Source organism: Micromonospora sp. L31 (genome assembly GCF_052068075.1).
In the GTDB taxonomy this organism is placed as follows: domain Bacteria; phylum Actinomycetota; class Actinomycetes; order Mycobacteriales; family Micromonosporaceae; genus Micromonospora; species Micromonospora purpureochromogenes.
This window is the reverse complement of the sequence record NZ_JBQHDC010000001.1, coordinates 312,816-332,493: the sequence shown is the minus strand read 5'-3', so window position 1 is coordinate 332,493 and position 19,678 is coordinate 312,816. Positions and strand designations below refer to the sequence as shown.

General features: G+C 74.5%; 18 protein-coding genes. 5 read left to right on the top strand and 13 right to left on the bottom strand.

Annotated elements, in window-relative coordinates:
- The first annotated feature begins 126 nt into the window (after positions 1 to 126).
- Together ACTMS9_RS01700 and ACTMS9_RS01695 are read left to right on the top strand one after the other, a co-directional pair.
- Complete coding sequence (locus ACTMS9_RS01700) at positions 127 to 2,211, top strand: SpoIIE family protein phosphatase (RefSeq protein ID WP_441143166.1); 2,085 nt, start codon at positions 127 to 129, stop codon at positions 2,209 to 2,211.
- 156 nt (positions 2,212 to 2,367) lie between these two features.
- On the top strand, positions 2,368 to 2,799 hold the full coding sequence (locus tag ACTMS9_RS01695) for a hypothetical protein (RefSeq protein WP_441143168.1): 432 nt from the start codon (positions 2,368 to 2,370) through the stop codon (positions 2,797 to 2,799).
- Between the two features lie 9 nt (positions 2,800 to 2,808).
- On the opposite strand, the gene ACTMS9_RS01690 is transcribed toward ACTMS9_RS01695, so the two are convergent.
- The gene (locus ACTMS9_RS01690; RefSeq protein WP_441163950.1) at positions 2,809 to 4,185 is read right to left on the bottom strand and encodes an FAD-binding oxidoreductase; all 1,377 of its coding nucleotides are present in this window, start codon (positions 4,183 to 4,185) and stop codon (positions 2,809 to 2,811) included.
- Positions 4,186 to 4,277: 92 nt separating this feature from the next.
- Between ACTMS9_RS01690 and ACTMS9_RS01685 the strand changes: the two genes are divergently transcribed.
- Both ACTMS9_RS01685 and ACTMS9_RS01680 read left to right on the top strand, forming a co-directional pair.
- The gene (locus tag ACTMS9_RS01685; RefSeq protein ID WP_441163949.1) at positions 4,278 to 6,374 is read left to right on the top strand and encodes a S9 family peptidase; all 2,097 of its coding nucleotides are present in this window, start codon (positions 4,278 to 4,280) and stop codon (positions 6,372 to 6,374) included.
- A 10-nt stretch (positions 6,375 to 6,384) separates the two neighbouring features.
- A complete protein-coding gene (locus ACTMS9_RS01680; protein ID WP_441163948.1) occupies positions 6,385 to 6,624 on the top strand; it encodes a hypothetical protein in 240 nt (79 codons plus the stop codon).
- A 19-nt stretch (positions 6,625 to 6,643) separates the two neighbouring features.
- Here the strand turns inward: ACTMS9_RS01680 and ACTMS9_RS01675 are convergent, their stop codons facing one another.
- The 6 genes from ACTMS9_RS01675 to ACTMS9_RS01650 all read right to left on the bottom strand — a co-directional run bounded on the left by ACTMS9_RS01675 (position 6,644) and on the right by ACTMS9_RS01650 (position 12,657).
- A complete protein-coding gene (locus ACTMS9_RS01675) occupies positions 6,644 to 8,770 on the bottom strand; it encodes a bifunctional polysaccharide deacetylase/glycosyltransferase family 2 protein (protein WP_441163947.1) in 2,127 nt (708 codons plus the stop codon).
- Between the two features lie 2 nt (positions 8,771 to 8,772).
- Complete coding sequence (locus ACTMS9_RS01670; RefSeq protein ID WP_441163946.1) at positions 8,773 to 9,189, bottom strand: hypothetical protein; 417 nt, start codon at positions 9,187 to 9,189, stop codon at positions 8,773 to 8,775.
- Between the two features lie 94 nt (positions 9,190 to 9,283).
- Positions 9,284 to 10,807 carry an FtsX-like permease family protein gene (locus ACTMS9_RS01665; RefSeq protein ID WP_441163945.1) on the bottom strand — a complete coding sequence of 508 codons (1,524 nt, stop codon included), beginning with the start codon at positions 10,805 to 10,807 and terminating at the stop codon, positions 9,284 to 9,286.
- A complete protein-coding gene (locus ACTMS9_RS01660; protein ID WP_441163944.1) occupies positions 10,804 to 11,505 on the bottom strand; it encodes an ABC transporter ATP-binding protein in 702 nt (233 codons plus the stop codon). Before ACTMS9_RS01660 ends, ACTMS9_RS01665 begins: the two co-directional genes overlap by 4 nt.
- The gene (locus ACTMS9_RS01655; protein WP_154940491.1) at positions 11,502 to 12,038 is read right to left on the bottom strand and encodes a PadR family transcriptional regulator; all 537 of its coding nucleotides are present in this window, start codon (positions 12,036 to 12,038) and stop codon (positions 11,502 to 11,504) included. Before ACTMS9_RS01655 ends, ACTMS9_RS01660 begins: the two co-directional genes overlap by 4 nt.
- A 52-nt stretch (positions 12,039 to 12,090) precedes the next feature.
- The gene (locus tag ACTMS9_RS01650; protein ID WP_441143184.1) at positions 12,091 to 12,657 is read right to left on the bottom strand and encodes a TIGR03086 family metal-binding protein; all 567 of its coding nucleotides are present in this window, start codon (positions 12,655 to 12,657) and stop codon (positions 12,091 to 12,093) included.
- A 31-nt stretch (positions 12,658 to 12,688) separates the two neighbouring features.
- Here ACTMS9_RS01650 and ACTMS9_RS01645 point away from each other — a divergent pair, with 31 nt between their 5' ends.
- Positions 12,689 to 13,504, top strand: coding sequence for an AraC family transcriptional regulator (locus ACTMS9_RS01645; protein WP_441143186.1), 816 nt, complete (start codon positions 12,689 to 12,691; stop codon positions 13,502 to 13,504).
- A gap of 423 nt (positions 13,505 to 13,927) precedes the next feature.
- Here the strand turns inward: ACTMS9_RS01645 and ACTMS9_RS01640 are convergent, their stop codons facing one another.
- Genes ACTMS9_RS01640 through ACTMS9_RS01615 form a run of 6 tightly spaced genes read right to left on the bottom strand, consistent with a single transcriptional unit; the run spans position 13,928 to position 19,526 of the window.
- Positions 13,928 to 15,466, bottom strand: coding sequence for a SpoIIE family protein phosphatase (locus ACTMS9_RS01640; RefSeq protein WP_441163943.1), 1,539 nt, complete (start codon positions 15,464 to 15,466; stop codon positions 13,928 to 13,930).
- 2 nt (positions 15,467 to 15,468) lie between these two features.
- The gene (locus ACTMS9_RS01635; protein ID WP_441143190.1) at positions 15,469 to 16,821 is read right to left on the bottom strand and encodes a sensor histidine kinase; all 1,353 of its coding nucleotides are present in this window, start codon (positions 16,819 to 16,821) and stop codon (positions 15,469 to 15,471) included.
- Complete coding sequence (locus tag ACTMS9_RS01630; protein WP_441143192.1) at positions 16,818 to 17,834, bottom strand: SpoIIE family protein phosphatase; 1,017 nt, start codon at positions 17,832 to 17,834, stop codon at positions 16,818 to 16,820. Before ACTMS9_RS01630 ends, ACTMS9_RS01635 begins: the two co-directional genes overlap by 4 nt.
- Complete coding sequence (locus ACTMS9_RS01625) at positions 17,831 to 18,247, bottom strand: ATP-binding protein (protein WP_441143194.1); 417 nt, start codon at positions 18,245 to 18,247, stop codon at positions 17,831 to 17,833. The genes ACTMS9_RS01630 and ACTMS9_RS01625 overlap by 4 nt, the downstream gene beginning before the upstream one ends.
- Complete coding sequence (locus tag ACTMS9_RS01620; RefSeq protein WP_350799909.1) at positions 18,244 to 18,666, bottom strand: STAS domain-containing protein; 423 nt, start codon at positions 18,664 to 18,666, stop codon at positions 18,244 to 18,246. Before ACTMS9_RS01620 ends, ACTMS9_RS01625 begins: the two co-directional genes overlap by 4 nt.
- Complete coding sequence (locus tag ACTMS9_RS01615; protein ID WP_441143196.1) at positions 18,666 to 19,526, bottom strand: STAS domain-containing protein; 861 nt, start codon at positions 19,524 to 19,526, stop codon at positions 18,666 to 18,668. The genes ACTMS9_RS01620 and ACTMS9_RS01615 overlap by 1 nt, the downstream gene beginning before the upstream one ends.
- Positions 19,527 to 19,678: the final 152 nt, after the last annotated feature.

Sequence of the window (19,678 nt, the reverse complement as noted above, 5' to 3'; positions counted from 1 at the left end):
GCCGACACGCCGCCATCCCATCATTGTGCCCGCGCGGGTGTCGATGCCACGGACGCGAAGTGCGCCGCGCGCCCGGTGTGGCGCCGTCCGTGTCGCGACGTCCGGCTTGGCACCCGGCCGGCAGCGATGGAGGATACGAGGGTGTCAGCGGAGACGGGGCCCGCGTCGGACGGGGGCCAGGACGAGCACGTCCGGCGCGTCCGGCTGCCCGCCGATCGGCGTACGCCCGCCGCCGCCCGGGCGCTGGTCCGCTCGGTGCTGGCCGAGGCCGACCTCGACGACCTGCTCAACGAGGCGCTGCTGCTGACCACCGAACTCTCCACCAACGCGGTGGAGCACGCCCGCACCGAACTGGACATCGAGGTCGTCGCCGACCCGGTCGGGCTCACCGTGACCGTCTCCGACTTCGCCACCGGCCCGGTGGACGAGCTGGTGGTCGGCATCCGCAGCGACACCGAGAACATCGACGAGGTCTCCGAGCGGGGCCGCGGGCTGCTGCTCGTCGACCACTTCGCCAGCCGCTGGGGGACGACGTACCTGCCCACCGGCAAGGGGGTCTGGTTCCGGCTGGACCGCCCCGGCGCCGCCCCGGCCGGCCCGGTGGCGCTGGAGCACGTCCCCGCGAACGGCGGGGAGGGCACCGTGGCGGCGAGTTCCGCGCCGAGCGCCGCCGCGATGAGCGAGCTGACCCAGACCAGCCCCGACCCGAACGCCGACGACCCGCTGCCCGACTTCGCCGCCGACCTGCTCACCCGGGTCGCCGAGATGGTGGGCGCGGCCGGCGGCGTGATCCGGCTGGACCGGGGCGACGGGCAGGGCACCCAGCCGCTGGCCCGGTACGGCCGCCAACCCCGCCCGGGCAACGAGCTGCTCCAGGTGCCGTTGGCGGTGCACCGCCCGTACGCCGGGGAGCTGGAGCTGGACGCGGCCCCCTCGGCGTACGCGCGACCGCTCGCCGTGCTCGCCGCCGAACGGCTGTCGCTGCACCTGGAGAACGACCGGCTGCGCCGGGCGGACGTCCGCCGGCAGGCGTGGCTGACCTTCCTCGCCGAGGCGAGCGAGCTGCTCGCCCAGTCGCTGGACGTCGAGCTGACCATGGCGCTGATCCCGCAGCTGGTGGTGCCCCGGCTCGGCCAGTGGTGCGCCGTGCACACCACCGACGAGTGGGGCCGGCTGCGGCTGGCCGCCTCCAGCCACGCCGACGAGGCGATGCTGCCGCAGCTGCACAAGGTGCTCCAGGAGGTCGGCCCGGACTCGGTCCAGGCCCGGCTGCGGGAGGCGTCCCGCAGCGCCGCGCAGGTGCCGCTCGGCCCCCCGCTGGAGGGCTTCGCCGTGCCGTTGATCGCCCGCGGCCAGCGGCTGGGCACCCTGGCCGTCGGCCGGCACCTGCGGCACCGGCACGACCCGGACGAGGTCGCCGTGCTGGAGGACGTGGCCCGCCGGGCCGCCCTCGCCATCGAGAACGCCCGGATCCACGCCGAACGGCGCCGGGTGGCCCAGACGCTTCAGCAGTCGCTGCTCCCGCCGGTGCTGCCGGTGGTCGAGGGAATCGGCTTCGCCGCCGAGTACGTCCCGACCGGCGACGACGCCGAGGTCGGCGGCGACTTCTACGACGTGCTGCCGCTGCCCGACGGGCGTTGGCTGGTGGTGATCGGCGACGTCTCCGGCAAGGGCGTGCAGGCGGCGGCGGTCACCGGGCTGGTGCGGGACGTGATCCGGGTGCTGGTCGGCGACGGCAAGCCGCTGCCCGAGGTGCTGGCCCGACTGAACGAGACCCTGGTGGAGCGCGGCGGCGGGCGCTACTGCACCCTCGCGCTCGCCGCCGTCGGGCCGGGCCGGTACGGGCAGCTCGACGTCTCGCTGCACCTGGCCGGCCACGACCGCCCGGTGCTGCTGCGCGGCACCGGGGGCGCCGCCTTCGTCGGCACCGGCGGCACCGCGCTGGGGCTGATCGACACGATCACCTCGCCGACGGCGGAGATCCCCCTCGCGGCCGGCGACTCGCTGGTCTTCTACACCGACGGGGTGACCGAGCGCCGGCGCGGCCGGGAGCTGTTCGGCGTCGACCGGCTCCGGGACGCGGCCGCCCCGCTGGCCGGGTACTCGGCCGACGTGGTCGCCGCCCGGCTGCGCGCCACCGCGATCAACTTCTCGGTGGAGACACCCCGGGACGACATCGCCATCCTGGTGCTCCGCAACGACGCCCTCTGAGCCCGTCGCCCGGGTGATCAACTCGGTTTGCGGCGGGTCGCGGTGTCCCGGCCGCCGGAAGGCGCGACATGCCGCAACCGGAGTCGATCACCGCCCCGCCGGGGACCCCGAACGCCAGGGACATCGCACACATGTCGATGCGAGTACCGTGACCGCATGTCGGATGTCGCGGGTGGCAGCGAGGAACGCCGCCCGCGGGTCGGCGTCATCCTCGCCGGGCACCTCGTGCTCGCCGGGGCGCTCGTCGTGCTGGCGGCGGCCTACCTGGGTCGGATGGCCAGTGCCGGGGTGGGCCCGGCGGAGATGGTCACCGGCCAGTACGACCCGAAGGACATGGTGCCGTTCGGCATCAGCGGGGCGAACCCGTTCGCCTGGCTCTACCTGGCGGTGTCCCTGCTGTATCTCGCGGGAGTCGTGCTCGGGCCGGCGTTGGCCCTCTACACCGCAGCGGTGCTGGCCCGGGAGCGGGACCGGCTGCCGCCTCGCGCCCGGACCCTGCTGCTCGCCGCCACGCTCACCACGCTCGCGCTGACGGTGCTGCGCTTCACCCCACCGCTGCACGACATGCAGCGGTGGTGGCTGGACTGACGCCGGCGCTCACAGCCCGCCGGGCAGGCGGCCCGGGGCGAGCCGCCGGTGCGGGTCGAGGTGGTCCTTCGCCGCCCGCAGCCGGGGAATCACCGCCGGCTCACCCCACACGTCGACGGCCTGCCGGACGGGCTCGGGCGCGTTGACCACCACGCACCGCCCCCGCCGGGCGAGCAGCACCCCGCGTACGGCGGCGAGGATCGAGGCGACCCGCTCGCCGGACAGCCCCCCGGGCAGGGCCGCGTGCACCACGCCCAGGCCGGCGGAGCCGCGCACCGGGACCGGAGCGCCGGCCGCGTCCCGCAGCGCGTAGACCGCGGCGTGCAGGTCGGTGATCGGCACCTCGATGCGCAACGCCGTGTCGCCCGGCCCGAACGGGTAGCGCCGCCACCACGACGGGGCCGCGTCGAGCACGCTCGCCTGGCCCTCGAAGAGCGCCACCAGCCGCTCGGCCCGCTCGGTGACGTCGGCCGGGCCCCCCTCCAGCAGCACCGCCAGGGTGCCGGCGCCACCGCGCGCCGCCGACTGCTCGCCGCGCCGCCCGGCCATCGAGGGGTGGTTGGCGCGGGCCGCCGCCAGCGACGGGTGCACCGGCCGGTGCGACCGGGACCCGGCGGCGGGCAGGTCGAGCTCGACGGCGGACGGGTCGAGGCGGGTGGCGAGCACCGCGCAGACCAGGTCGTGCACCTCCAGCGGCGTCCACACCGGCCGGGTCACCCAGACCCGGCTGGCCGGTACGGCCTGCACCCGCAGCGTGGCCGAGACCAGCACCCCGAGCCCGCCCTGCGAGCCGCAGAGCAGCCGGCCCACGTCGAGCCCGACCGGCGCCGGCCCGGCCGGCGGCTCGGCCGCGCCCGCGCTGACCGGCTCGCCGTCGGCGTCCAGCCAGCGCAGGCCGACCAGTTGCTCGCAGGCGGTGCCGTACCGGTGGCGCAGCGGCCCGGCCTCGTCGGCGGCGAGCACCCCGCCGAGGGTGGCGCCGGGCGAGGGCGGATCCAGCGGGAGCCGCCGGCCGGTGCGCTCCAGGATGGACTGCACCGCGCGCAGCGGGGTGCCGGCGCCGATCTCGGCGACCGGCGAGCCGACCGGCTGGTGGCCGAGGCCCGCGAGCCGGCCGGTGTCGAGCATGACGTCGACCCGCGCCGGGGCGGCCCCCCAGTCGATCTTCGTGCCGGCGCCCCGCGGCACCACGCTCAGGTCGTGCCGGGCGGCCAGCCGCAGCACCTCGGCGGCGGCCTGCGCGCCCCCGGGCACCGCCACCCAGCGGGCGGCCCGCCCGGCGACCTCGTCGGCCGCGCCCGCGAAGCGGGCGAAGGAGGGACCGCAGATCGCGGTGAGTCGTCGGGTGATCTCCATCGCGCCGGTGGAACGTGCCGCTGCCGCCATGCCGGTCATCGTACACATGTTCGAAAGACCTGGCGGCGGGTCGGGCGACGACGCCGGGCCGCGGGCGGCGCCCGGCCGGTAACGTGACGCCCGTGACCAAGAAGACCGCCGCGCCCGTCGCGAACCGGGTGCCCGCCGAGCGCACCCACCACGGCGACACCGTCATCGACGAGTACGCCTGGCTCGCCGCCAAGGACGACCCGGCGACGATCGCCCACCTGACCGCCGAGAACGCGTACACCGAGGCCCGCACGGCGCACCTGGAGGGGCTGCGCGCGGAACTGTTCGAGGAGACCCGCCGGCGCACCCAGGAGACCGACCTGTCGGTGCCCAGCCGCAAGGGCGGCTACTGGTACTACACCCGCACGGTCGAGGGCCAGCAGTACGGCGTGCACTGCCGCCGCGCGGTCCGCGACGGCGAGACCGCGCCCCCGGTGAGCGCGGACGGCGCCCCGCTCGACGGCGAGGAGGTGCTGCTCGACGGCAACCTGATCGCCGAGGGGCACGACTTCTTCGCCCTCGGCGCGTTCGACGTCAGCCCCGACGGGCGCTGGCTGGCGTACTCGACGGACTTCGCCGGCGACGAGCGGTTCACCCTGCGGATCAAGGACCTGAGCACCGGCGAGCTGCTCGCCGACGAGGTGCCCGGCACCTTCTACGGCACCGCCTGGTCGGCGGACGCCTCGGTGCTCTTCTACGTCACCGTGGACGAGGCGTGGCGGCCCAACCGGGTGTGGCGGCACGCCGTCGGCACCCCGTCGACCGAGGACGTGGTGGTCCACCAGGAGGACGACGAGCGATTCTGGGTCGGCGTCGACCTGACCCGCTCCGAGCGCTTCGTGCTCATCGACATCCACAGCAAGGTGACCAGCGAGGTCCGGGTCATCCCGGCCGGCAACCCCACCGGCGAGCCGGCGGTGATCGCCCCGCGCCGGCAGGGGATCGAGTACACGGTCGAGCACCACGGCCACCGTTTCCTGATCCTGCACAACGACGGCGCGGAGGACTTCGCGCTGGCGTACACCTCGGCGGACGCGCCGGGCGACTGGGTGCCGCTGATCGAGCACTCCCCCGGCACCCGGCTGGAGTCGGTCGACGCGTTCTCCGACCACCTCGTCGTCTCGCTGCGCAGCAACGGCCTCACCGGCCTGCGGGTCATCCCGGTCGGCGACGGCGACGCCCACGACATCGACTTCCCGGAGCCGATCTACAGCGTCGGCCTGGACGCCAACCCGGAGTACCGCACCCGGGAGATCCGGCTGCGCTACACCTCCCTGGTCACCCCGGACTCGGTGTACGACTACGACCTCGTCACCCGGCAGATGGTGCTGCGCCGCCGCAAGCCGGTCCGGCCGGGGCCGGACGGGCGGGCGTACGACCCGGCCGACTACGAGCAGCACCGTGACTGGGCGCTCGCCGACGACGGCACCCGGGTGCCGATCTCGCTGGTCTGCCGCGCGGGCACCCCCAAGGACGGCTCGGCCCCCTGCGTGATCTACGGGTACGGCTCGTACGAGGCCAGCATGGACCCGTGGTTCTCCATCGCTCGGCTCTCCCTGCTCGACCGGGGCGTCGTCTTCGCCGTGGCGCACATCCGCGGCGGCGGTGAACTGGGCCGGCGCTGGTACGACGAGGGCAAGCTGCTGGCCAAGAAGAACACCTTCACCGACTTCGTGGCCTGCGCCCGCCACCTGGTCAAGGCCGGCTGGACGGCCGGTGACCGGCTGGTCGCCCGGGGCGCCTCGGCCGGCGGGCTGCTGATGGGCGCGGTCGCCAACCTGGCCCCGGACGCGTTCGCCGGGATCGTCGCGCAGGTGCCCTTCGTGGACGCGCTCACCTCGATCCTCGACCCGTCGCTGCCGCTGACCGTCACCGAGTGGGAGGAGTGGGGCAACCCGCTCGCCGACCCGGAGGTGTACGCGTACATGAAGTCGTACACCCCGTACGAGAACGTGGCGGCGGTCGACTATCCGGCCATCCTCGCGGTGACCAGCCTCAACGACACCCGGGTGCTGTACCACGAGCCGGCGAAGTGGATCGCCCGGCTGCGGGCGATCGCCCCGCAGGGCGACTACCTGCTCAAGACCGAGATGGGCGCCGGGCACGGCGGCCCGAGCGGCCGGTACGACTCCTGGCGCGAGGAGGCGTTCATCAACGCCTGGATCCTCGACAAGCTCGGCCAAGCCTGAGGCCGCCGGCTTGACCAGTCACGACGAGGGCCGGGCGGACGAGGAGCCGCCCGGCCCGGACGTACCGGCTCCGGAACCGGAACCGGGCGCGGAAGCGGAACCGGAAGCGGGCGCGGAACCGGGCGCGGCCCGGCGCGGGCCGGCCTGGCTGATCGTCGGCGTGGTCGCCGCCACCCTGCTGATCTGCTGCTGCTCGGCGGTGGTCGGGCTGACCCTTTCCTGGTCCGCCGGCCTCCTCGACTCCCGCTGACTCCACCGCCCCCGAGCGGTCAGCGGGAGCGGCCGGGCGGGGCCGCGCCGACCAGCGCCGCCGCCTCGCCGGTGCGAACCATCCGCTGCCAGCGCAGCCGGTTGCCGATCACCGCGGTGACCGCCGACTGCACCACCACCAGGTACATCACCTGCCGGTAGACCAGCTGCTGCAACGGCAACGTCCACAGTGGGCCGAAGCCCTCCCGGTCCAGTCGCAGCGCGTACGCGGCGGTCAGCCCCTGGAGCAGGAGCAGCCCCAGCCAGGCCAGCACGAGCGTCGACCAGGGCAGGAAGATCAGGCCGTAGACGGCGAACACGTCGACCGCCGGAGCGGCCAGCGGCAGCACGATCTGGAACACCGTCAGGTACGGCAGGCCCCGCCGGCCCAGCTTGCCCCCGGCCCCCGGCTCGCGCAGGGCGTGCCGGTGCTTCCACATCGCCTGCATGGTGCCGTAGCACCAGCGGTACCGCTGCCGCCAGAGCTGGCGCAGCGAGGAGGGCGCCTCGGTCCAGGCGATCGCCGCCTCCTCGTACACCACCCGCCAGCCGGCCCGGAGCACCTGCATGGTCAGGTCGGTGTCCTCGGCGAGGGTGTCCGAGGGGACGCCGCCGACGGCGAGCAGCACCTCGCGGCGGAACGCGCCGATCGCGCCGGGGATGGTCGGCATGCACTCCAGCACGTCGTACATCCGGCGGTCGAGGTTGAAGCCGATCACGTACTCCAGGTGCTGCCAGCGGCCCAGCAGCCGACGCCGGTTGGCGACCTTGGTGTTGCCGGAGATCGCCCCGACGGTGCGGTCGGCGAAGCCCTGCACCAGCCGGTGCACGGTGTCCGGCTGGAAGACGGTGTCCCCGTCGACCAGCACCAGCAGGTCGGCCCGGGCGGCCCGGATGCCGGTGTTCAGCGCGGCCGGCTTGCCGGCGTTGGCCTGCCGGATCACCCGCACCCCGCGCAGGCCCATCCGCTCCACGATGTCGGCGGTGCCGTCGCTGGAGCCGTCGTCCACCACGATCACCTCCAGCGCCGGGTACGCGCTGGCCACCAGCGACCGCACCGTCGCCGCGATGTTCGCCGCCTCGTTGTACGCGGGCACGATCACCGAGACCGGCGCGGTGACCGGCGGCCGGGGGTGCCGGGGCCGGCGTACCCGGCGGACGTGCAGCTGCGCGCAGGTCACCTGCACGGCGAGCCGGGCGACGCCGAGCACCAGCGCGACGGCGAGCAGGACGTTCATCGCGGTGGCCGCCCACTCGGCCCCGGTCTGGGTCCAGCGCAGCGCGTGGCCGCTCAACCGGGTGCCGACGCCGGCCGGGACGGTCGACGGCGGCGCGTCGACGCCCTCGGAGACGGTGGTGAACCGGTAGCCCTGCTTCGACAGTCGGGTGAGCAGCTGGTCCACGGCTGCCACGGTCTGGCCGCGGTCACCGCCGCCGTCGTGCATGAGCACCACCGCCCCCCGCCCCGGCTGCGGGGTCGCCGCCCGGACGATCGCCGGTACGCCGGGGCGCTGCCAGTCCTTGGGGTCCAGGTCGGCGAGCACGGCCACGTGCCCGCTGCCGGCGGCGGCCCGCAGCGCGTCGTACCCGGCGGCGGTCAGCGACGGGGTGGTGGACGAGAAGGGGGGCCGGAGCAGGGTGACCTCCCGGCCGGTGGCCGCGGCGATCGCCTTGCGGGTCAGCGACAGCTCCAGGCCGGCCCGCCAGCCGGAGACCGTGGCGAGGTCGGCGTGGGTGTAGGTGTGCGAGCCGAGCTCGTGCCCCTCGTCGAGGATCCGCCGGACCAGCTCGGGGTGCGCGTTGACCCGGGAGCCGACCACGAAGAAGGTGGCGTGCGCCCCGTGCCGGCGCAGCACGTCGAGCAGCTCGGGCGTCCACCGCGGGTCCGGCCCGTCGTCGAAGGTGAGCGCGATGGTGCGGTCCGGCATCCGCCGGCTGACCGGTTCGGGCTGGTCCAGCCGCAGCACCGGCCCGCCGTCGGTGACCGTCCTCGGCCCGGGCACGTCCGGGGCGGCGGACGGCCCGGAGCCGCCGGTGAGCCCGGTGACCAGCCCGTTGACGGTCAGCGCGGCGAGCAGCAGGAACAGGCCGAGCAGGAGCAGCACCCAGTGGGCCCGCGGGTCGCGGCGGGCTACGTGACGCGCCACGGTCAGTGCGGCTTGCCGGGCGAGCGGCTGGGCTTGGCGGTACGCCGCACATCGCCCTGGCCGGGCACGCCGGTGGACGACTGGGGCCCCGGGCGTGCGGTCGTGGCGGGCGGGCCGGCCGTCCGGGTGGGCGTGGGCGCGGCGGTGCTGGCCACCGGCGACGGTCGCGACGAGGCCGGGCTGCCCGGCTGACCCAGTTCCTCCGGGGTGTCCACGCCCGCTTCGATCGGCGGCCGCGCCCGGGGGTCGGTCCAGCCCGGCAGCGGGACGGTGCTGTCGCCGAAGAGCCCGGCCAGGATCAGCCCGATGCTGGTGAGCAGGCCGAGCCCCATCACGGTGCCGGCGATCGTCATGAGCCGGCGCCGCTTCCCGGTCCGGTCGACGAACACCGGCGGCGCACCGCCCGGCTGGTTGTGCATCTGGTGATCTCCCTGCCCCGCCGCCCGCGGTTCCACCCCCGCTGGCGGGCTTCCGGAGTCACAAGCGCCGTGGCCGTACCCGGTGTTACACCCCTCAGGCCGTGCGCAACTCCTCGACCGCGGTGCTGGCCCGCAGGAAGAGCAGGCCGACCGCGACCGTCACCAGCACCGCGACCAGGGCGCCGCCGCCGACCAGGGCCAGGTGCCCCAGCGGTACGCCGGGCGTCACCGTCACCTCGGGCACCCACAGAGTCCGCAGGTACTGCGCCCGGGTGGCCGGGTCCGCGCAGAGCGACTCGGCGCCGTCGCAGAACTCGGTGGAGTAGCCCCCTCCGGTCACCGCGCGACCGGCGACGCCCCGGCTGAGCAGCAGGCCCACGGTGAGCGCGAGCCCCACCGCCGGCACCGCCGGCGCCAGCGCCTGCCAGGCGATCGACCGGGCGAGCGTCCCCCGGGGCACCCCGGTGGCGACCAGCGCCGCGTACGCCCGCCGTCGGGCGACGATCCCCTCGACCAGGGCGACGATCAGCCCGCCGGCGGCGATCGCCATGGCCACGCCGACCGCCAGGTCGACGAGGTCCACCGTGCGCAGGTAGAAGCCGTCGCTGCCGCCACGGTCCTGGCCGGTGAGCCGTTCGACCTCGGCGTGGGCCTCGAACGAGGCCCGCATCCCGGCCGCGCCGCCACCCACGATCACGGCGGCCAGCAGGGCGGCGAAGGTACGGCTGCCGGCCCACGGGTCGCTGGTCAACCGCCGGGACGCCAGCAGCGCGGCCGGCCGCCGGGCGTACCGGTGCAGCAGCCGACCCGAGGTGTAAGACAGCCAGCCGGTGCCGACCACCACCCCGGTCAGCGCGGCGAGCCCGCCCCCGAGCAGCAGCAGCGGCGGTAGCAGCACCGGGGGTTCCCGGTGGTGGTCCTGATACCAGTCGAGCACCGGGTCCAGGGCGGCGAAGGCGGCGAGGCCGACGACGATCAGCAGGCCGGCCCACGGCCCGGGCGCGCGTTCCCGGCGGACCTTGCGCACCACGCCGAACGGGGTGGCGGTGACCCGGCGCAGCAGCACCGCGCCGACCAGCGCCGCCGCCAGCGGCAGCCCGAGCACCACCGCCACGATCACTCCGGTGGCCGGGAGCACGTCGGTGGGAAGCGCGAGCCGCCCCCGCGCGTCCGGCGCGTCGAGCAGCCGCCGGCCGACGAGGAAGACGGCCAGCCCGAGGAGGGTCCCGAGGAGGCTGGCCAGGCCGGTCTCCAGCACCGCGAGCCGGGTCACCTGGCCGGGCGTGGCTCCGGCCAGGCGCAGGGCGGCGAGCCGCCGGTCCCGGGCGGGGGCGCCGAGCCGGGCGCACTGCCCGGCCAGCGCCAGCACCGGGACGGTGAGCAGGAGCAGCGCGATCGCGGTGCCGCCGCGCAGGCCGGGCTCGCGGAGCAGGGCGTTGCTGTACTGCTCGGAGATGTTGCGGCCGTCGCAGCAGCGCGGCGTGGGGATGGTCAGCACGGTGAGCGCGGCCAGGCCGGCGAGGGTGGCCAGGGCGGCGCTGAGCGCGGTCAGCACCACCCGGGCGGTGTCGGTGCGGTTGCCGGCCAGGGCGAGCCGGAGCAGGACGGCGGGCCTCACCGGGCGCCGCCGGCGAACGGCAGGTCGAGTCCGAGCCCGCTGGCGTCGACCGCCCCGTCGCGAAGCATCACCTCCCGGTCGGCGTACGCGGCGATCCGCGGCTCGTGGGTGACCAGCACGACGCTGGTGCGCTGCTGCCGGGCGAGCCGGACCAACTCGGTGAGCACCTGCTCGCCGCTGAGCGTGTCCAGCGCGCCGGTCGGCTCGTCGGCGAAGAGCACCCGGGGCTCGGTGACCAGGGCCCGGGCGGTGGCGCACCGCTGCTGCTGCCCGCCGGACATCTCGCCGGGCCGGACGTCGGCCACCTCGGCCACGCCGAGCCGGTCCAGCCAGCCGAGGGCCGCCACCCGCGCTTCTCGCCGCCCCGTGCCGGCGAGAAGCAGCGGGAGGGCGACGTTCTCCGCCGCGGTCAACTCGGCGACGAGCTGGCCGAACTGGAAGAGCACCCCGAACTCGGTGCGGCGCAGCCGGGACCGGTCCGCCTCCGACCAGGTGTCGATCCGCTCGCCGCGCCAGCTGACCTGGCCCGCGTCCGGGCGGAGGATCCCGGCCAGGCAGTGCAGCAGGGTGGACTTGCCGCAGCCGCTGGGGCCGGTGACGGCGACGATCTCGCCCTCGGCGACGTCGAGGTTGACGCCGCGCAGGGCGGGTGTCGGCCCGTACGCCTTCACCACGCCGCGAGCCTGGAGTTGTGTCACGAGTGCACCTCCCGGTGCCAGTCGGCGACCCGGTCCAGGGTGGTCCGCAGCCACCTCAGGTCGGCGTCGAGGTGGGCGATGGCGTAGTCGGCCGAGACCACGTCGTCGAGGGTGGCCGAGGGTGCCGTCTTGACGGCGGTGAGTTCGCGGAGCCGGTCGGTGTGCGCCCGCCCCTGCGCGACCAGGTACGAGCGGGCGGCGCTCACGTCGGCGACCAGCAGCGCCACCACCACCTTGGCGAAGAGCGTGCTGGTGACGTACGGCGCGGGTGGCTCGACGGCGCCGAGCCACCGGTCCAGCGCCTCGCGGCCCTGCCCGGTGAGCTGGTAGGACGTCCGGTCCGGGCCGGCCTCGCGCTCCTGCCCGGTGGCGATGACCAGACCGTCGCGCGCCAACCGGCCCAGGGTGGCGTACACCTGCCCGAACGCCAGCGGCTTGGCCCGGGGCAGCCGGGCGTCGTGGGCACGCTTCAGCTCGTACCCGTGCCGGTTGCCGGCGGCGAGCAGCCCCAGCAGGACGTGCGAAGTGGACACCGGGCCACTATTCACTCAGCGAATAGTCGGTGTCAAGCGTCGTCGATGCGGTTCAGCGGCTCCAGGCCGGGTCGCGGCCGGCGCGGCCGAGCAGGCGGTCCAGCTCGGTGCGGTCCGGGCCGGTCGCCACCTCCGGCCCGAAGGCGCCCATCTGGCGACTCATCGGGCCCATGTCGTCCAGGAACCGGTGACCGGCGGCGGTGACCTCGGGCGCCGGTTGGTACGGCTGACCGGTGGCCCGGGCCAGGTCCCAACCGTGCACGGCCAGGTCGATGACCCCCATCAGGCCGACCGTCTCCTGGGGCAGCCCCATGCCGGGCGAGGCGCCCTCCTCGGCGGCCGGGTCGGCCCACGCCTCGACCAGCCGGGCGGTCTCGTCGGCGAACCGGTCCCGCCACCCCTCGGTCAGGTGGTCCGTCTTCGCCGACCAGTCCACCTCGCGCCGCCGGGCGAGCGTCTGGAAGTTGACCACCACCTCGTACAGGTGGTTGGCCAGGTCCCGGACGGTGTAGTCCGGGCACGGCGTGGGCAGGTCCAGCTGATCGTCGGTGATCGCCCGGACCACAGCCACGGTTCGCGGTGCGGCGGCGGCCAGCAGATCGCTAGTCTTCGTTCCCATAGGGCCAGCGTACGAAGGCGGTCTTGAACGAATGCGACAGCCACGCGGGGACAACCGGGGCATCCTCGACCCGGAACGGCTGCGCCGGGAGGTACGGTTCCGCCGGCACCTGCCCGCCCCCGCGCTGCGCCCCTGGGTCGAGCACTACTGGCTGATCGACTGGGCGCTGAGCGCGCCGTTCGCGCAGCAACTGGTGCCGCATCCGGCGGTCAACGTCGTCTTCCAGCGCGCCGAGGGCGGCCTGGAGACCGCCGAGATCGCCGGCGTCGGGCAACGGCTCTTCTCGATCACCCTGACCGGCACCGGCCGGGCCAGCGGGATCCAGTTCCGCCCGGGCGGCTTCCGGCCGTTCTGGCGACGCCCGGTCGCCGAACTGACCGGCGAGCGCCGCCCGCTCGCCGAGGTCCCCGACGCCGCCCGGGCCGCCGCCGGCTCCGGGGCAGACAAGGGCCACTGCGCGGGTACGGACACCGAGCGCCGCCTCGCCCTGGACGCCTTCCTCACCGCCTGGGCCCCGGAGCCGGACCCGGCGGCGACCGAGGCGATGGCGCTGGCCGAGGCGATCCGCACCGACCGCAGCGTGCTGCGGGTGGACGACCTCGCGGGCCGACACGGCATCTCCACCCGACGGTTGCAGCGCCTCTTCCTGGATCACGTCGGGGTCGGTCCGAAGTGGGTGATCCGCCGCTACCGGCTCCAGGAGGCGATCGAGCGGGCCGCCGAGGGGCCGCCCGACTGGTCCGCGCTCGCCGCCGACCTCGGCTACAGCGACCAGGCCCATCTGGTCCGCGACTTCACCGCCGTCACCGGCGTCTCCCCCACGGCCTACGTCCGCTCCCTGCGCTGACCCGACCGGCCCCGCCGTCTCACACACCGTTACTCCACTCCCTCCTCCGCCACCCCTCAATCGCCTCCTTTGCTCTGCTGCCGCCCAGGCGACAGGAGCGGAGAGTGACCGGGGCGCGGAGCCCACGCCTGCGACGATCTCCCGTATCGGCTGCTCACGGCGGTGTCGCCGATACGGCAGCAGAGCAAAGGGATCGGAGGGGTGGTGGGACGGATCCGACAACGTGACTCTGCGCAAGGAGGGCCGGAAGTGACTCTCCGTGCAGAGGGTGTGGTCGCAGGAGGGGCCCGTGACCCTGCCGCAGTCCGCGCCGGTGAAGTCCGTGCAGTGGTCGACACCAGCGGAACGAAGCGGCGGCGTGGCGCCGCGCCAGGAGGCCGCGCTGCCAGCGCTGCCAGCGCGGTCAGCGGCGGTCAGCGGCGGTCAGCGGCGGCGGACGGCCACCACGGCGACGTCGTCGTGGATCTCCGGCGGGGCCAGCTCGACCAGCAGGCGGTGACAGAACCGGTCGAGGTCGTCGTCCACCCGGGCGGCACACGCGGCCAGCGCGGCCAGGCCCTCGTCGATGGTGGCGTCCCGACGCTCGATCAGGCCGTCGGTGTAGAGCACCAGCGTCGCGCCGGCCGGCAGGACGAACTCCAGGTCGTCGGGGCGCTCGGCCCGTACCCCCAGCAGGGGCGCCGACTGCTGGACGAAGTCCACCCGGCCGTCGACGCTCACCAGTGCCGGCAGGTGCCCGGCGCTGGCCAGCCGGATCCGACCGCTGGGCGGGTGCAGCAGCAGGATGCAGAGGGTGGCCAGCTCGTTGCGGAGCAGCGTGCGCATCAGCTCGTTGAGCCGGTCCAGGATCACCCCCGGCTGGTGCCCCTCCACCGCGTACGCCCGCATGGCGTGCCGCAGCTCGGCCATCACCGTGGCGGCGTGCAGCGAGTGGCCGGCCACGTCACCGATCGCCACCAACAGGTGGCCGTCGAGCATGACCAGCTCGTAGAAGTCGCCGCCCACCTCGGTCTGCGCGCTGGCCGGCTCGTAGCGGACGGCCAGGTCCAGTCCGGCGACCTCGGGCAGCCGCCGGGGCAGCAGGCTCCGTTGCAGGGTGACGGCGATCCGGTGCTCCTCGTCGAACGACCGCTGCGCCTCCACCGCCGAGGCGACCGCCTGGGCGAGCTGCACCAGCACCGGCGTGCGCCTGGTCTGGGTCGCGGTCGGCACCACCACGTAGAGCGGGGCGCGGTCCTCACGCAGCCGGGCGGCGGCCACGGTCACCGTGTCTCCCGCCGGCCAGGGGACCAGGCCCCACTCGGCCGGGTCGTTCACCCGTACGGTGGCTCCGGTCGGTACGCCGGTGTCGTCCACCACCCAGGGCACGATCGTCGGCTTCGCGCCCGGTCCGGTGGCGATCCCGGCCAGGCAGTCGCCGTCGAAGGTCTCGGCGATCACTGCCGCCGGACTCTTGAAGATGTCGGCCGCGCCCGCCGCCGCCGATTCCAGCAGGCGGGCGAAGTTCGGGGCGGCGTGCACCGCGACGGTGGTGTCGGCCAGCCCGGTGAGTCGCTCGGCGAGCAGCTCCGCGCGCTGCCGCGCCTGGTAGTAGCGCAGCACCGCGTGGGCGGTGGCGACCAGTTCCTCCGGCTCGATCGGCTCGGCCAGGTAGGCGTCCGCGCCCCGGGTCAGCCCCTGCGCCCGGTCCACCACGTCGACCGCGTGCGCGGACACGTGGATCACCGGCATCGCCGGGTGGTCCGCCTTGATCCGCTCGCAGACGTCGAAGCCGCTCAGGTCGGGCAGCCGTACGTCGAGCACCACCAGGTCGATCGGGTCCGTCGCGACCCGTTCCAGCGCTTCGGTGCCGGTCTCCGCCTCACGGACCGCGAAGCCCGCCCGGGTCAGCCAGCTGACCAGCAGGTAACGCTTGGTGCGACTGTCGTCGACCACCAGCACCGTCGCCTGGTCGCCGACCATCGTCAGGCCCCGCTCGCCGGTAGGACGACGGTGAAGGTGCTACCCCGGCCGGGCTCGCTGGTCAGCTCCAGCGTCCCGCCGAGCAGGGTCACCAACCGCCGCGCGTACGGCAGGCCGAGGCCGGTGCCGCCGACCCGGCTGGCCCCCGGCACCTGGTAGAACTCCTCGAAGATCCGTTCGTGCAGCTCCGGGCGGATGCCGACGCCGGTGTCGGAGACCGACAGGCGCCACTGCTCGTCGTCCCGCTGCGCGGTCATCCGCACCTCGCCGCGCTCGGTGAACTTGAGCGCGTTGTGCAGCAGGTTGCGCAGCACCTGGGAGAGCAGCACCTCGTCCGAGCGGAGCACGGCCGGCGCCGGCGGCTCCTCCACCACCAGCTCGACGGCCGACCGGTTGGTCAGCGCCCGCAGGGTGCCGCGCAGCTGGCCGAAGACCGCTCGCAGGTCGACGTCGGCCCACTCCGGCTCGATCCGCCCGGACTCCGCCTTGGCCAGATCCAGCAGGGCGTTGACCAGGGAGAGCAGGTCGGCCGCCGAGGCCCGGATCAGCTCCACCTGCTCGGACTGCTCGGGGGTCAGCGGGTCGGAGGCGGAGTCGGTGAGCAGCCGCCCCAACCCGATGATCGCGGTCACCGGGGCGCGCAGCTCGTGGCTGACGTTGGCCAGGAAGCGGCTCTTCGACTCGCTCGCCGTCCGCAGCTGCGCCGACTTCTCGTCCAGCTCGGCGTAGAGCGCCACCACGCCGCGGTTGGTCTCCTCCAGCTCCTCGGAGAGCTGGGTGTAGAGCGCCATCACGCCCCGGTTGGTCTCCTCCAGCTCGGCGTTGAGCACCGCCAGCTCGTCGCGCTGGCTGCGGACCTCGTCCAGCGCGGCGATGAGCTGCTCGTTCTGGGTGGCGAGCTCGTCCAGGGCACTGCCGGGCGCGCTGTGCCCGAGCTCGGCGCGCAGCTCGGCCAGCCGCGCCTCGGTCAGCGCCTGGGCGGCGGCCGGGACACGTCGGGACATCCTCACGACCGTATCCCCCTCCTCGCTGGTCACACCCAGTGTGTCCACCAAACGCGCCACCGCGCCCGACTGGGGCTCGTACCGGCCGCCGGGCAGGGGGCTGGCCGGGGTGAGGTCGACGCGCAGCGCGCGGCGACCGTCCCGACCGTGCACCACGTGGAAGGCGACGTCCGCGCCGCCGACGGTACGCAGCAGGTCACGGGCGACCTCACTGAGCGCGGTGGCGAGCCGGACCTGGTCCTGGTGCTCCAGACCGACGGCGGCGGCGACCTCCCGGCCGCGTTGGCGGACGAGGAAGATGTCCTGCTCCACCCGCAGCGCCATCTGCAGCAACGGCTCGCCGGCGCTCATGCCGGTGTCCTCGCCGCCAGGACGCAGGCGTCGTCGCGGCGGACGCCGGCGTCCCGCAGCAGGGTCGCGGCGAGCACCAGCGGAGATCGCCCGGTCAGCCCGGGGTAGTCGCCGATCCGCCACCGGTCGACCACGCCGTCGCTGTGCATGACCAGGGTCGCCTCGGGCGGGAAGGCGTAGTCGTACTCCCGGACGGACGGTCGCTGGTGCCCGGCGATGCCGGGCAGCGAGACCAGGCCCCGCCGCTCGTCGGCGGCCCCGAGGACGACGCCGGTGATGTTGCCGAGCCCGGCGTACCGGAGCACGCCGGCCGACGGGTCCAGCTCGGCCACGGCCAGGGCCGCGCCCCGGGTGTGTGTCATCGCGCGGTGCAGGTGCTGCACCACGGTGGCGGGCGGGGCGGCCGGCGCGGTACGGAAGGCGGCCAGTGCGGCGTCGGCGGCCGCGCCCGCCAGCGCCCCGTGCCCGAGGCCGTCGCAGACCAGCACCTGGTGGCGACCCTCGGCCACCCGTACGGCGTGCCCGTCGCCGCTGACCTGCTCGCCACTGATCGGCCGGGTCAGCCCGGCCGCCCAGGCGGGGCGCACCGGCGCGGCCTTCGGCCACACCTGCACGGCGAGGACGGTGCCCTTGCCCGGCCAGGACCAGGCGTCGTACCAGCTCGCCTGACGGCTGATCGCGCCCAGGCCGATGCCGAGCGTGCCGGTGGTGGAGTGGCCGTCCCGGGAGGAGACGGTCAGGTCCGTCATGCCGGGGCCGGAGTCGATCGCGACCAGCTCCACACCGGCGTGGTCGCCGTCGCGGACCGGCCGCAGCAGCAGCAGTCCTTCCTCGGCGTGCTTGACCAGATTGCTGGTCAGCTCGGCGGCGACGATGGCGAGTTCGGCGACCCGGTCGGGGTGCAGGCCGAGCTGCTCGCCGAGGCGTTCGGCGGCCCGCCGCACCGAGCTGGCGGCGCTGCTGTTCTCGACCCGGAACCAGCTGCCGGGGTCGGGAACAGCGTAGATGTTCACCGGGACCACTTGGTGACGGTGATCCGGGTCCCCTCGCCGACGACGGTCTGGATGTCGAAGTCGTCGACCAGGCGTCGGGCCCCGCTGAGGCCCAGCCCGAGGCCGCCCCCGGTGGTGTAGCCGTCGGTCAGCGCGAGGTCGAGGTCGGGGATGCCGGGGCCGGTGTCGGCGAAGACCACCCGTACGCCCCGGCGCCGGCCGTCCTCCACCACCGTCACCTCGGCACCGCCGCCCCCGCCGTAGATCAGCGTGTTGCGGGCCAGCTCGCTCGCCGCGGTGACGAGCTTCGTCTGGTCGACCAGGGAGAGCTTGGCGGCCACCGCGACGGTACGGACCATCTGCCGGACGCGGACGACGTCCTCGTCGCTGCCGATCGCCTGTGCCTTCGGGCCCAGGTCGACGCCCGCGGTCATGGTGATGTCGCCGCCGTTCCCGACTCCACGTCCTCCGGATCGTCGTCGAACCCGAGGTCGTCGTCCGCCCGGCTCGCCGCGATCAGCTCCATGCCGCGCTCGACGTTCAGCGCGGTCCGGATGCCGTGCAGCGACAGGCCCAGCTCGACCAGCGTGATGGCGACCGCGGGACGCATCCCGACGACCACCGTCTCGGCGTCGAGCACCTTGGAGATCGAGGCGATGGTGGAGAGCATCCGCCCGACGAAGGAGTCGACGATGTCCAGCGCCGTGATGTCGATGATCACGCCGTGCGAGCCGGTGGCCACGATCCGCTCGGCCAGGTCCTCCTGGAGGGCGACGGCCGTCTGATCGGACATGTCGATCTGGATGGAGACCAGCAGGATGTCGCCGATCTTGAGGATCGGCACCCGCTCCATCACGCCTCCCGGCGCGAGTGGCGGCGAGCCGTCTCGACGCCGGTGAGCCGCAGCACGTGCCGCAGCGCGTCGGCGAGGCTGGCCTTGGTGGCGATGTCCCCGAACTCGATGCCGAGGGCGACGATGGTCTGGGCGATCTGCGGCCGGATGCCGGAGATGATGCAGTCGGCGCCCATCAGCCGGGCGGCCACCACCGTCTTGAGGATGTGCTGGGCGACCTGCGTGTCGACGGCCGGCACACCGGTGATGTCGATGATCGCGTACGGCGAGCTGGTGTCGACCAGGGTCTGCAGCAGCCGCTCCATCACCACCTGGGCGCGGGCCGAGTCGAGCGTGCCCACCAGCGGCACGGCGACCACGCCGTCCCAGATCTTGACCACCGGGGTGGAGAGTTCGAGCAGCTGCTCGGCCTGGTCGGCGATCAGGCCCTCGCGGGCCTGCACGTACGTCTCGAAGGTGGACAGGCCCATCTGGTCGACCACGCCGTTGAAGGCGAGGACGTCACGTAGCGACAGCGCGCCGTCGCCGCCGTCGGCCAGCTCGACCAGCACCTCCTTGAGCGCGTAGATGCTGACCGCGGTCTCGGTGGCGGAGAAGCCCTGCCGGGCCCGGTTGCGCGACAGCTCACCGAGCACGGCCCGCAACTCGGCGGCCGACTCGGAGGAAATGTCCGCGAGCCCCCGGGCACCCGCATTGATCATGCTACGGTGCAACTCCTGCACCTGAAGGCGCAGTTCCGCCTGGCTGAGCCGGCCACGCAACGAGGTCGCGACCAGCTCCGTCCAGCGCTGGACGATCCGCTCGGCATGCTCAGTAAGCAGGCCGGCGAGCCGGTCACCCTCTTCCGTGGTCATCGCCATGGTTACCTCCTCTGAGCTGGGCCGGCCGGACTCTATCACCGGCGACTGGCGCGGTACTTGCCACGAGGCAAAGAAATGATCAGGCACACCGGATCGCACTCCCGTTCTGCGTGTTCGGGCGTTCGTGGGATACCGTTCCACCGATAACAGGA

Excerpts from the sequence above, each read along its gene's own strand:
- ACTMS9_RS01640 (WP_441163943.1), bottom strand. The coding sequence starts at position 15,466 with ATGGTCGGCGACCAGGCGACGGTGCTGGTGGTCGACGACAGTCGCACC.
- ACTMS9_RS01700 (WP_441143166.1), top strand. The coding sequence starts at position 127 with ATGGAGGATACGAGGGTGTCAGCGGAGACGGGGCCCGCGTCGGACGGG.
- ACTMS9_RS01695 (WP_441143168.1), top strand. The coding sequence starts at position 2,368 with ATGTCGGATGTCGCGGGTGGCAGCGAGGAACGCCGCCCGCGGGTCGGC.
- ACTMS9_RS01650 (WP_441143184.1), bottom strand. The coding sequence starts at position 12,657 with ATGGGAACGAAGACTAGCGATCTGCTGGCCGCCGCCGCACCGCGAACC.
- ACTMS9_RS01620 (WP_350799909.1), bottom strand. The coding sequence starts at position 18,666 with ATGGAGCGGGTGCCGATCCTCAAGATCGGCGACATCCTGCTGGTCTCC.
- ACTMS9_RS01645 (WP_441143186.1), top strand. The coding sequence starts at position 12,689 with ATGCGACAGCCACGCGGGGACAACCGGGGCATCCTCGACCCGGAACGG.
- ACTMS9_RS01615 (WP_441143196.1), bottom strand. The coding sequence starts at position 19,526 with ATGGCGATGACCACGGAAGAGGGTGACCGGCTCGCCGGCCTGCTTACT.
- ACTMS9_RS01625 (WP_441143194.1), bottom strand. The coding sequence starts at position 18,247 with ATGACCGCGGGCGTCGACCTGGGCCCGAAGGCACAGGCGATCGGCAGC.
- ACTMS9_RS01670 (WP_441163946.1), bottom strand. The coding sequence starts at position 9,189 with ATGCACAACCAGCCGGGCGGTGCGCCGCCGGTGTTCGTCGACCGGACC.
- ACTMS9_RS01690 (WP_441163950.1), bottom strand. The coding sequence starts at position 4,185 with ATGGCGGCAGCGGCACGTTCCACCGGCGCGATGGAGATCACCCGACGA.
- ACTMS9_RS01635 (WP_441143190.1), bottom strand. The coding sequence starts at position 16,821 with ATGAGCGCCGGCGAGCCGTTGCTGCAGATGGCGCTGCGGGTGGAGCAG.